This window comes from Fundidesulfovibrio magnetotacticus, assembly GCF_013019105.1.
Classification (GTDB): domain Bacteria; phylum Desulfobacterota; class Desulfovibrionia; order Desulfovibrionales; family Desulfovibrionaceae; genus Fundidesulfovibrio; species Fundidesulfovibrio magnetotacticus.
This window is the reverse complement of record NZ_BLTE01000004.1, coordinates 224,187-235,350: the sequence shown is the minus strand read 5'-3', so window position 1 is coordinate 235,350 and position 11,164 is coordinate 224,187. Positions and strand designations below refer to the sequence as shown.

At 67.6% G+C, this 11,164-nt stretch carries 12 protein-coding genes; 9 read left to right on the top strand and 3 right to left on the bottom strand.

Features of this window, described 5'->3' with window-relative positions; translation table 11 throughout:
* Positions 1-703: 703 nt before the first annotated feature.
* Positions 704-1,000: an RNA recognition motif domain-containing protein gene (locus NNJEOMEG_RS06685; protein WP_173082592.1), complete on the bottom strand. Its 297-nt coding sequence runs from the start codon at positions 998-1,000 to the stop codon at positions 704-706.
* A 404-nt stretch (positions 1,001-1,404) separates the two neighbouring features.
* Complete coding sequence (locus NNJEOMEG_RS06680) at positions 1,405-1,824, bottom strand: PaaI family thioesterase (RefSeq protein WP_173082590.1); 420 nt, start codon at positions 1,822-1,824, stop codon at positions 1,405-1,407.
* Positions 1,825-2,070: 246 nt separating this feature from the next.
* On the opposite strand from NNJEOMEG_RS06680, the gene NNJEOMEG_RS06675 reads away from it, so the two are divergent.
* Positions 2,071-2,340, top strand: coding sequence for a hypothetical protein (locus NNJEOMEG_RS06675; RefSeq protein ID WP_173082588.1), 270 nt, complete (start codon positions 2,071-2,073; stop codon positions 2,338-2,340).
* Between the two features lie 7 nt (positions 2,341-2,347).
* Here NNJEOMEG_RS06675 and NNJEOMEG_RS06670 read toward each other — a convergent pair whose 3' ends face one another.
* The gene (locus NNJEOMEG_RS06670) at positions 2,348-3,406 is read right to left on the bottom strand and encodes an FUSC family protein (RefSeq protein ID WP_173082586.1); all 1,059 of its coding nucleotides are present in this window, start codon (positions 3,404-3,406) and stop codon (positions 2,348-2,350) included.
* A 258-nt stretch (positions 3,407-3,664) separates the two neighbouring features.
* On the opposite strand from NNJEOMEG_RS06670, the gene NNJEOMEG_RS06665 reads away from it, so the two are divergent.
* The 8 genes from NNJEOMEG_RS06665 to NNJEOMEG_RS06630 are packed head-to-tail and all read left to right on the top strand — an operon-like array spanning position 3,665 to position 11,142.
* Positions 3,665-4,798: an ABC transporter substrate-binding protein gene (locus NNJEOMEG_RS06665; RefSeq protein WP_173082584.1), complete on the top strand. Its 1,134-nt coding sequence runs from the start codon at positions 3,665-3,667 to the stop codon at positions 4,796-4,798.
* A gap of 12 nt (positions 4,799-4,810) precedes the next feature.
* A complete protein-coding gene (locus tag NNJEOMEG_RS06660; protein WP_173082582.1) occupies positions 4,811-5,947 on the top strand; it encodes an ABC transporter substrate-binding protein in 1,137 nt (378 codons plus the stop codon).
* A gap of 36 nt (positions 5,948-5,983) precedes the next feature.
* A complete protein-coding gene (locus tag NNJEOMEG_RS06655; protein ID WP_173082580.1) occupies positions 5,984-6,859 on the top strand; it encodes a branched-chain amino acid ABC transporter permease in 876 nt (291 codons plus the stop codon).
* A 3-nt stretch (positions 6,860-6,862) separates the two neighbouring features.
* Positions 6,863-7,813 carry a branched-chain amino acid ABC transporter permease gene (locus NNJEOMEG_RS06650; RefSeq protein WP_173082578.1) on the top strand — a complete coding sequence of 317 codons (951 nt, stop codon included), beginning with the start codon at positions 6,863-6,865 and terminating at the stop codon, positions 7,811-7,813.
* Positions 7,806-8,570, top strand: a complete 765-nt coding sequence (locus NNJEOMEG_RS06645; protein WP_217270490.1) for an ABC transporter ATP-binding protein — start codon at positions 7,806-7,808, stop codon at positions 8,568-8,570. The genes NNJEOMEG_RS06650 and NNJEOMEG_RS06645 overlap by 8 nt, the downstream gene beginning before the upstream one ends.
* Entirely contained in the window at positions 8,570-9,304 is a 735-nt protein-coding gene (locus NNJEOMEG_RS06640; protein ID WP_173082576.1) for an ABC transporter ATP-binding protein, read from the top strand. The genes NNJEOMEG_RS06645 and NNJEOMEG_RS06640 overlap by 1 nt, the downstream gene beginning before the upstream one ends.
* Positions 9,305-9,307: 3 nt before the next feature.
* The gene (locus tag NNJEOMEG_RS06635; RefSeq protein WP_173082574.1) at positions 9,308-9,787 is read left to right on the top strand and encodes a hypothetical protein; all 480 of its coding nucleotides are present in this window, start codon (positions 9,308-9,310) and stop codon (positions 9,785-9,787) included.
* Between the two features lie 53 nt (positions 9,788-9,840).
* Entirely contained in the window at positions 9,841-11,142 is a 1,302-nt protein-coding gene (locus NNJEOMEG_RS06630; protein WP_173082572.1) for a phenylacetate--CoA ligase family protein, read from the top strand.
* Positions 11,143-11,164 lie beyond the last annotated feature (22 nt).

Below are 11,164 nucleotides of genomic sequence, written 5' to 3'. Positions count from 1 at the left end.
CGAAGTCCAGACGGTGGCGCTTGTGGTGGTACTCGTTCAGATCGCGCAGGATGTACCAGCGCAGCTGACCGGCCACGTCGGCGGGAGACGGCCCCAGGTTGTAGGGCTGGAAGGTGTCCTCCCAGTGTTCTGTGAGCGCCCGCAGACTTCCTTGTCGCAGACCAGAGACTGGTAGACATCCTGGTAGCCGGGGTAGGAAGGGAGCGGGCCGGGCTGGACCGGGACCGGCCCGGGTTGGGGTTGCTGCCGGGGCGGCGGGGCTTCCCCGTCCACGGGTCCGAACGTCTCGTCCAGCAGCCGTTCGTAGCGTTCCTGAATCGCCTTGAAATCCTTTTCCGTTCGCATGCGTTTCTCCTGTTCGCGGTGTGCCGGTTTCACCGGCCGATGACCGTGCAGGATACGCAAAAACGATTCGCTGTCTCCCCGCATAGCGCTATGTGGGTAAAGAGTGAAAATTTCTTTCGAGGCCCCTATTTCCCACGGCGGATGTTGTACACGCCGCACCCTCGGCCTGTCATTGGCACAGCCCTATCACCCCGCTGACCGCTCCAGGCACCCCATCTTGGCTGCGAGAGGAGCTGAACAACCCAGCCCCCTTCCGGGGAACGGGAGTCGGGAGGGCAATGTCCGTCTCGGGGCGGGCTGCAACGAAAAAGGCCCCGTCCTTTGCAGGACGGGGCCTTTTGAAACAGTAAGCTCGATGCTACCAGCTGCGACGCGAATGGCCATCATAACCACCGCTACGGGGAGCGCGGGGCTTGTCTTCAGCTTCGTTGACCCGGAGGCTGCGGCCCCCGAGAGTGGAGCCGTTCAAGGCCTGGATGGCGGACATGGCGCCGTCATCCTGCATCTCAACGAAGCCGAATCCGCGCAGGCGGCCCGTCTCGCGATCGGTGATGAGGCTTACGGACAGCACCTCGCCGTGGGCGCCGAACAGGTTGCGGATTTCGTCATCGTAAGTGGAAAAGGGCAGATTGCCGACGTAGATTTTCTTGGCCATGTGAAAAGCTCCTGGAGGTAATAGGCGGTAGTCTTTGTGAAGTGGAGCTTAGCCCAAGCGAAGGTCCAAAAGTCAAGAAGATGTCGGCCTGTTCAAATGATTTGTACCGACTATGCTCATCGAACTTGCTTGGCAAGGACTATTTTTCCAAAATCCTTGAATATTCGATTTCAAGACCGGAACATGGGTTGCAACATCCCTTTATCTTACAGAATACAATTTGCGTGGATCGTTTTCTGCCTTCTCCTGCGGGAGGCTGCGCCAAGCTTGAGGGCCGGGAGGTGTCGTCCCTGCGCCCGGCGAGCCAGCAGGTTTCCTTGCCGCAGAACAGGGACAGGCGGACATCCCGGCTGCCCGAACAGGAGGGCTGCTGGCCGGACTGGGTCAGGCTCGGGGTGCGCCCCCTACTTCCCCCGACGGATGTTGTACACGCCGCGCCCCTCGGCCACGGGCTCGTCCTTGCGCGCGCCGCTCCAGAGGGTCACGGTGGCGTTGCCCACGCGGTTGCCCAATAGCTTCACCACGGCCTCGGCGTGCAGGTCCTCGGGACCGGCCGGGCGCAGGTAGTCCACGCGCAGGTCGATGGTGGCCAGGCGGTCGCTCAGGGCGCAGCGCGTCCACACCGCGAAGCCCCCGCACACGTCGGCCAGGGTGGAGATCACCCCGCCGTGCAGGGCAGGACGGCGCGGGTCGCCGATCAAATCGTCGCGGAAGGGGATGAACAGGTGCACCCGCCCCTCGGCCACCTCGGCCACGCGGATGCCCAGCATCCTGTTGAAGGGCAGGCCGTTCTCGATCAGGTCCGCAAGCACCGAATAGTCCACGACGCCTCCAGCGATTGGCCGGACGGGCCGTTAAACCCGCCGGGCAGATGGTGCGGCCGCGCGCGACCGCGACGCGGCATTGCCTGGCGGCGGGGAGCGCCACCCGCGCCCTGCCGCGATCCGGTCGACGCGCCCATGGCGCGCGGCTCCCGGCGGAACGCCCTCCAGGCGCGGCCGCTCCCCTTGACTTCCAGGGGCCGCATGCTACGCAAGAAAGACTCCATAACCCCAAGCAAGGACCGGCCCGTGGGACGCAGAATCCTCGCATACGTGGCGACCTTCGCCGTCTTCGCCCTGGCAGGGGCCTTCGAGAACATCCGCATTTCCTGGCAGATCGGGCTGTTCTTCTTCGGGCTCATCGCCTCGGTGATCCTCTCCGTGGTGGTGTTCTATCTGGTGGGCTTCATCGTCTCGCCCACGGGCAACCGCTTCGTGCGCCTGGGCATGCTGGCCAGTGAGGCGGCATGCGCCGCCGTGGTGCTCCGGCTCATGCTGCCCATGGCCCCCGTCCACTGAAGCGCCCCTACTCCGCGTTGAGAATCGCCGCGCGCTCGGCCATGTCCAGCAATTCCACGGCCACCTCGCGCATGTTGTAGTAGTAGCTGTAGAACCGCATGATGGACTCCAGGCTGTAGCCCGGCAGCACTCGCCGCGTGCGCAGCATCCCCAGGGCGTCCTCGGCCGAGGCCACGGCCCGGCGCACGCCCTCCAGGCTCCCCGGGGCGTGCCCCTGCGAGACGGCCAGGGCCAGATGCGTCATGGCCGTGACCGTGGTCTGGGCCAGAAGGTCCATCTCGGCGGCCACCTCGGAGTGCAGGCCCTCCAACTCCTCATGGTGCACGGCGTGCTCCATGGCCAGCAGGTGCTCCGCGATGCGCTCCGTGAAGTTGTAGAGCGACACCGTGACGTGCTCCTGGCGAGAGAACCCGGCGGGCTCCCTCTTGGCCTCCTCCAGGAGCGCCCGGTTGCGCTGGCGCGTGGCGGCCAGTTCGCGGCGCGCGTACTCCTCCTCGCCCTCGTCGCAGGAGGGCGCGCGACAGGAGAGCAGCACCGCGTAGAAGGCGGCCTCGTCGTTCAAGGCCTTCACCACGCCCTTCTTCAAGAGGCCGCCCGCCCGCGAGGGCCACACGAAGAGCGACACACCCAGCGCGATGGCCACCCCCAGCCCGATCTCCAGGAAGCGCTCCACGCTGAACGCCAGGAACGACCCGTGCTGGTTGCCCAGGAGGATGATGATGGTGGCCGTGATCCCGGCCATGCGGAAGGACTCGTGCAGGTGCACGAAATAGGCGCACACCAGAATGGAGAGCCCCACGCCCAGGCCCAGGGCCACCGCGCCGGAGCCCAGCGCCGCCAGGCACGCACACCCCAGCGCCGCGCCCACCGCCGTGCCCGCGATGCGGTTCACCCCGGCCTGGTAGGAGCCGCCCAGGTTGTTCTGCATGACGATGATCACGCTGATCACCGCCCAGTAGCCCTGCTCCAGGTTGAGCAGGCTCACGAGGGCGTAGGTGGTCACGGCGGCCAGGGCTGTCTTCAGGGCGTGGCGGATGTGCTGGGAGCTTGGTTTCAGGAGTTTCACGAGAGGTCTCCGTCCGACGCGGTTGCGCCGTGGCGACTCCTAGCGCGAACCGGTCCGCAAGGCCAGCGCGGGCCTGAAAACATACCAAATCGGTATGAATATGGCGCATTTTTGTACACTTTGGTGGGCAAAAGCGCCCCCGCGAGACCTCGCGGCCTTGACCAAAACGGGGGCGGCCGGTATCTCCCGGGGACGAAATGACGCTTTGGTCATTTCCCCCTCCGTTCCACCCCGCAACGTATGAAGAGGAGCGCTTCCATGGCTTGGCGTATGCTGGCAGCCCTGGTGCTCGCGGTTTCCGCGGCACTCCCCGCCCGGGCGGCGGACACCGTGAAGATCGGGGCCGTGGTTTCGGTCACCGGTCCGGCCTCCTACCTGGGAGAGCCCGAGAAGAACACCCTGCTGTACCTCCAGGACCAGCTCAACGAGAAGGGCGGCATCGGGGGCCAAAAGGTGGAAGTGATCGTCTACGACGACGAATCCGACGTGAACAAGGCCGTTCTGGCCGCCGAAAAGCTCCTCAAGCGCGACCAGGTGGCCGCCGTGGTGGGCCCCTCCGTCTCGGGCAACACCCTGGCGCTCATGCCCAAGATGGCCGAGGCCAAGGTCCCCCTGGTCTCCATGGCCGCCGCCGAGAAGATCGTGAACCCGGTGAACCCCTGGATCTTCAAGACGCCGCAGTCCGACCGCCTGGCCGTGGCCAAGCTCCTGGCCGACGCCAAGGCCAAGGGTTTCAAGAAGCTGGCCATCATCACCGTGTCCGACGGCTTCGGCCAGGCCGGGCGCGAGGTGCTCAAGGAGATGATCCCCGCAGCCGGCATGGAGCTGGTGGCCGACGAGATCTTCGGCCCCAAGGACACCGACATGACCGCCCAGCTCACCAAGATCGCCGGGGCGGCCCCCCAGGCCGTGATCTGCTGGGGCACCGGCCCCGCCCCCGCCCAGGTGGCGCGCGGACGAGCCCAGCTGGGCCAGAAGACCCCCCTCTACATGAGCCACGGCGTGGCCTCGCCCAAGTTCGTGGAGCTGGCCGGAGAGGCCGCCGAGGGCCTGGTGCTGCCCGCCAGCTGGATCATCGTGGCCGACCAGATGCCCGAAGGCCCGTTCAAGGCCTTGCTGTCTGCCTACATCCAGGGCTATACGAAGCGCTTCGGCACGGCCCCCTCGGCCTTCGGGGGCTACGGATACGACGCCTTGACGCTCCTGGCCGAGGCCGCCAGAATCTCCGGCAACGCCACGCCCCAGGGCCTGCGCGACGGCCTGGAGAAGGTGAAAGGCCTCCAGAGCGCCACCGGCGTGTTCAATTTCAGCGAGAAGGACCACAACGGCCTGGACGAATCGAGCTTCGCCATGGTCAGGATCGAGGGCGGCAAGTTCGTCCTCGTGAAGTAGGAGGAGGTGCGCATGACCCGGCGCTTCGCAATCGTGCTGGCCCTGCTTTGCCTGTGGGCCGTGCCCGCCCTGGCGGCCGAGCCCCTGAAGATCGGCGCCGTGGTTTCCGCCACGGGGCCCGCCTCCGCCCTGGGCGAACCCGAGAAGAACACCCTGGAGATGGTCCGCGACGCCCTCAACGCCAAGGGCGGCGTGGCCGGACGCCAGATCGAACTGATCATCTACGACGACGAGTCCGACGTGAGCAAGGCCGTGCTGGCCGCCGAAAAGCTCCTCAAGAAGGACCGCGTGGCCGCCATCGTCGGCCCCACCACCACCGGCAACACCCTGGCCATCGCGGCCAAGATGGCCGAATCCAAGGTGCCCATGGTCTCCATGGCCAGCGCCGAGAAGATCGTGAAGCCCGTGAACCCCTGGGTGTTCAAGGTGGCCCCCTCGGACCGCCACGCCGTGGCGCGCCTGCTCAAGCACGCCAAGGCCCAGGGCTACAAGAAGCTGGCCATCCTCACCGTGTCCGACGGCTACGGCCAGGCCGGACGCGAGGTGCTCAAGGAGATGATCCCCGCCGCCGGCATGGAGCTGGCCGCCGACGAGATCTTCGGCCCCAAGGACACCGACATGACCGCCCAGCTCACCAAGATCAAGGACATCGCCCCCGACGCCGTGATCTGCTGGGGCACCAACCCCGGCCCCGCGCAGGTGGCCCGCAACCGCGCCCAGCTGGGCATGAAGACGCCCCTCTACATGAGCCACGGCGTCGCCTCCAAGAAGTTCATCGAGCTGGCCGGAGAGGCCGCCGAGGGCGTGATGCTCCCGGCCGGGCACCTCATCGTGGCCGCGCAGCTGCCCGACGGACAGCCCCAGAAGGCCCAGCTCCTGGCCTACACCAAGGACTACAAGGACCGCTTCAAGGCCGACGTCTCCACTTTCGGCGGGCACGGCTGGGACGGGCTCATGGTGGTGGCCAAGGCCGTGGAGATGGCGGGCTCCGACAAGCCCGAAGCCATCCGCGAGGCGCTGGAGAAGATCAAGGCCTTCCCCGGCGTGGGCGGCGTGTTCACCTTCTCCCCCGAGGAACACAACGGCCTGGACGAAAACGCCTTCGAGATGGTCGTCATCCAGGGCGGAGACTGGAAAATCCTGAAATAGAACACCACGGGCCGGGGCGACCCGGCCCGATTCCCCATGCTCGCAGGCGCACCCCAATACCTCGTCTCCGGTCTCACGGTAGGAGCCACCTACGGCCTCACGGCCCTGGGCTTCACCATGATTTTCAACACCACCGGCATCATCAACTTCGCCCAGGGCGAATTCGTGATGCTGGGCGGCATGCTCTCCGTGGCCTTCCTCAAGGCAGGAGCCCCGCTCCCGGCGGCCGTGCTCCTGGCCGTGATGGTCACGGCCCTGGCGGGCGCGCTCATCGAGCGCGGCGTCATCCGCCCCGTGGGACGCTCGGCCGCCGTGAACCTGGTGATCATCACCATCGGCGTCTCCATACTGGTGCGCGGGGCCGTCATGCTCCTCTGGGGCAAGGACGCCTTCGCCATGCCCGCCTTCACCGGCGCCAAGCCCCTGATGCTCCTGGGCGCGGCCGTACAGCCCCAGAGCATCTGGGTGCTCTCCATCACCCTGGTGATCCTGGCCGCCCTCAAGCTTTTCTACAGCCGCTCCATCCACGGCAAGGCCATGCTGGCCTGCGCCTGCGAGCGCAAGGCCGCGCAGCTCATGGGCATCTCCGTGGAGCGCATGGCCATGCTCTCCTTCGCGCTCTCGGGCTTCGTGGGCGCGGCGGGCGGGGCCATTCTCGCGCCCATCACGCTCACCTCCTACGACGTGGGCATCATGCTGGGCCTCAAGGGCTTCGCCGCCTGCATCCTGGGCGGGCTGGGCAACCCCTTCGGGGCGGCCGCCGGAGGGCTTATCCTGGGCGTGCTGGAATCCTTCGGCGCGGGCTTCATCTCCTCGGCCTACAAGGACGCCTTCGCCTTCATCGTGCTCCTCGTGCTGCTCTTCGCCAAACCCACCGGGCTCTTCGGCGGCCCCCGCTCCGACAGGGTCTAGCCCATGACCTCCCGGCGCCTCTTCTCCCTGGCCGCCTTCGCGGCCGCCCTGGCCCTGGCCCCCCTGGCCCTGCCCAACGACTACTACGTCAACATTCTCATCCTCTGCTGCCTGAACGCCCTCATCGTCATGGGGCTCAACATGCTCATGGGCTACGCCGGGCAGGTGTCGCTGGGGCACGCGGCCTTCTTCGGCCTGGCCGCCTACTCCACGGCCATCGCCACCGCCACCCTGGGCCTGCCCGTCTGGGCGGGCGTGCTGGCGGGCGTGGCCGTCTCCACCCTGGTGGCCTGGGTGATCGCCGTGCCCACGCTCAAGCTCCACGGCCACTATCTGGCCATGGCCACCCTGGGCTTCGGCATCATCGTCTCCATCGTCTTCAACGAGGCCGTGGACGTGACGGGCGGCCCCTCCGGCTTCGTGGGCATCCCCAAGCTCACGCTCATGGGCTACGCCTTCACCTCCGACAAGGCCATGTACGCCCTCTGCGCCGGGGTGCTCTGGCTGGCCACCCTGGTCTCCATGCGCGTCATCGACTCGCGCACCGGCCGCGCCCTGCGCGCCATCCACGTGAGCGAATCCGCCGCCCAGGCCATGGGCATCGACATCGCCCGGAGCAAGCGCTTCGTCTTCGTGCTCTCGGCGGTCTACGCGGGCGTGGCGGGCACGCTCTACGCGCACCACCTTACCTTCGTGGCCCCCTCCTCCTTCGGGTTCCACTTCTCGGTGCAGCTCATCACCATGGTGGTGCTGGGCGGCATGGCCTCCATCTGGGGCGCGGTGGCCGGGGCCTTCTTCCTCACGTCGCTGCCGGAGTTCCTGCGCATGTTCGAGGAGGTGGACATCCTCATCTACGGCGGCCTGCTGGTGGCGTGCATGATGTTCATGCCCGACGGCCTGGCGGGAGGCGTCAAGGCCCTGCTGCGTCTGGCCGGGAGGCGCGCCCGTGGCTGATCTGCTCGCCGTGCGCGGGGCCAGCGTGCGCTTCGGCGGCGTCCAGGCCCTCTCCGAGGCCGAACTCACCGTGCGCCAGGGCGACATCGCCGCGCTCATCGGCCCCAACGGCGCGGGCAAGACCACCCTGCTGGGCGTGATCAGCGGCGCTGTGACGCCCACGGGCGGCTCCGTGACCCTGGCCGGTCGCGAACTGGCCGGGCTGCCCATCCACGAGCGAGCGGCCGCTGGCGTGGTGCGCACCTTCCAGAACCTGGAGATCTTCTCCAACATGACCGTGCTGGAGAACGTGCTCACCGGCGCGCACCTCAAGGCCCGCTACGGCCTGTGGGACTCCCTGGCCCGCACCCCGCGCTTCCGGCGCGAGGAGGCCCGCCTGCGCGAGGAGGCCATGGTCCGGCTGGAGTTCGTGGGCCTGGCCGACAAGGCCGGCCACATGGCCACGGGCCTGCCCTACGGCGAACAGCGCCTCCTGGAGCTGGCGCGCGCCCTGGCCAGCGGCCCGTCGCTGCTCCTGCTGGACGAACCCGCCGCGGGCATGAACAACAAGGAGACCCGCCAGCTGGGCGTGATCATCCGCCGCATCCGCGACGAACTGGGCGTGGGCGTGGCCCTGGTGGAACACGACATGGAGCTGGTCATGGACATTTCCGACCGCATCACCGTGCTCAACTTCGGCAGCGTCCTGGCCGAGGGGACTCCCCGCGAGATCCAGGACAACCCCGAGGTCGTGGCGGCCTACCTGGGCGAGGACTGATGCTCACCCTGACAAACGTCGACGTCTCCTACGGCAAGATCGCCGCCGTGCGCCGCGTGTCGCTGCATGTGGACCAGGGCGAGATCGTGGCCCTCATCGGGGCCAACGGCGCGGGCAAGACCACGCTGCTCTCGGCCGTCTCCGGCCTCATCCGCCCTGGCGGCGGCAGCGTCACCTTCGACGGCGCGGACATCACCCGCGCCCAGCCCGACGCCATCGTGCGCATGGGCCTGTGCCACGTGCCCGAGCGGCGACTCGTTTTCAAGCCCATGAGCGTAACCGACAACCTCCTGCTGGGCACTTACACGCGCAGGGGCCGCGCTTCCCGCGCCGACATCGCGCGCGACATGGACGCGGTCCACGCCATGTTCCCGGTGCTCAAGGACCGCGCGCGCCAGCCCGCGGGCACCCTCTCCGGCGGCGAGCAGCAGATGCTCGCCATCGGCAGGGCGCTCATGGCCGGGCCGCGCATGCTCCTCCTGGACGAACCGGGCATGGGCCTGGCCCCCACGGTCTGCCGGGACATCTTCCGGCGCGTCCTGGAGCTGCGCTCCCAACGCGGGCTCACGGTGCTGCTCGTTGAGCAGAACGCCAAGAGCGCCCTCTCCGTGGCCGACCGGGCCTACGTGCTGGAGACGGGGCGGGTCATCCTGCAGGGCCTGTCCTCGGAACTGTTGGCCAACCGCGACGTGCAGCGGGCCTATCTGGGCCGCGACAAATCCCAAGAGGACTAGATCATGAAACGCCTCGCCACTCTCTGCCTTATCGCCTGCGCCCTGCTGTCGCTGGCCGCCCCCGCCCAGGCCCAGGGCAAGTTCGTCACCGAATTCAAAGGCATGGTCTTCGGCAAGCCCTTCACGGACTTCCAGCGCATGAAGCCCATCCGCCAGCAGGGCGACATGGCCCTTTACTCCCGCTACGGAGACGACCACCAGTTCCAGGGCGTGGCCACCAAGGACGAGGCCTACGGTTTCTTCAAGGGCGTGTTCTGCGTGGTGATGTTCACCGCCCAGGGGCCCACCGCCTACAACACCCTCAAGAGCTACTTCGACGCCAACTTCGGCCCCGCCAGCCAGCCCAAGGTGAACATGAAGCAGTTCACCTACACCGCCGGCGAGGTCTCCATCGAGCTGACCTACGACGACACACGCAAGATCGCCGAAGTGAGCTACATGTACCGCCCCGTCATGCGCTCCATGACCGGCGGCAAGCCCTAGCAGCCCGGACGGCGGGCCGGGGAACAACACCATCGCGCGCGGGAGGACAGGCCATGATGTGGGAACCCAAGTTCGAAGCCATGGACCGCGCCCAGCTGGCCCAGCTCCAGCTGGAACGCCTCCAGTCCACGCTCACCCGCGTGGCCCGCAACGTGCCCTACTACCGCAAGACCTTCGCGGCACAGGGCATCGACCCCGACGACTTCCGCTCCCTCGCCGACCTGGCCCGCCTGCCCTTCACCACCAAGGCCGTCCTGCGCGAGGCCTACCCCTACGGCTTCTTCGCCGTGCCCCTGCGCGAGGTGGTGCGCCTCCACGCCTCCTCCGGCACCACCGGAAAGGCCACCGTGGTGGGCTACACCGCCACCGACCTCAAGAAATGGGGCGCGCTCACCGCGCGCATCCTCACCATGGGCGGCGTCACCCGCGAAGACGTGGTCCAGATCGCCTTCAGCTTCGGCCTCTTCACCGGCGGCTTCGGCTTCCACCAGGGCGCGGAAACCCTCGGCGCGGCCGTCGTGCCCGCCTCCAGCGGCAACACCCGCCGCCAGGTGGCCATCATGCAGGACTTCAAGACCAGCGTCCTCGTTTGCACGCCCAGCTACGCCCTTTACCTGGCCCAGACCATGGAAGACCTGGGCGTCAACGCCAACGCCCTCAGCCTGCGCCGCGGCCTCTTCGGGGCCGAAGGCTGGACCGAGGCCGCGCGCGCCCAGATCGAGGACCGGCTCAAGCTCACCGCCACCGACAACTACGGCCTCTCCGAGGTCATGGGCCCCGGCGTGGCCGGAGAATGCCTCCAGCGCAACGGCCTGCACCTCAACGAGGACCACTTCCTGGCCGAAATCGTGGACCCAGCCACAGGTGAGCCCGTTGCCGACGGCGAATTGGGCGAACTGGTCATCACCACCCTGGCCAAGGAAGCCTTCCCCCTCGTCCGCTTCCGCACCGGAGACCTCACCCGCTTCCTCCCCGGACCCTGCCCCTGCGGCCGCACCTTCCGCCGCATGGAGCGCGTGAGGGGCCGCGTGGACGACATGCTCATCATCCGGGGCGTCAACGTCTTCCCCGCCCAGATCGAATCCGTGCTCCTGGAGCTTGAAGGCGCCACGCCCCACTGGCGCGTGGTCCTCGAACGCGAAAAAGGCCTCGACAAGGCCACCGTGGAACTCGAAGTGGCCGAATCCTTCGTCTTCGACCGCATCGCGGACCAGCAGCGCTTCCTCCAGAACGCACGCAAGCGCCTGGCCTCCGAACTGGGCGTCAGCTTCGAAATCCGCATGACCGAACCCGGCTCCCTGGCCTGCGACGACGGCAAACCCTGCCGCGTGCTGGACAGGCGCGGCGAAGGCTGACACATACGGGGACGCTCCCTTC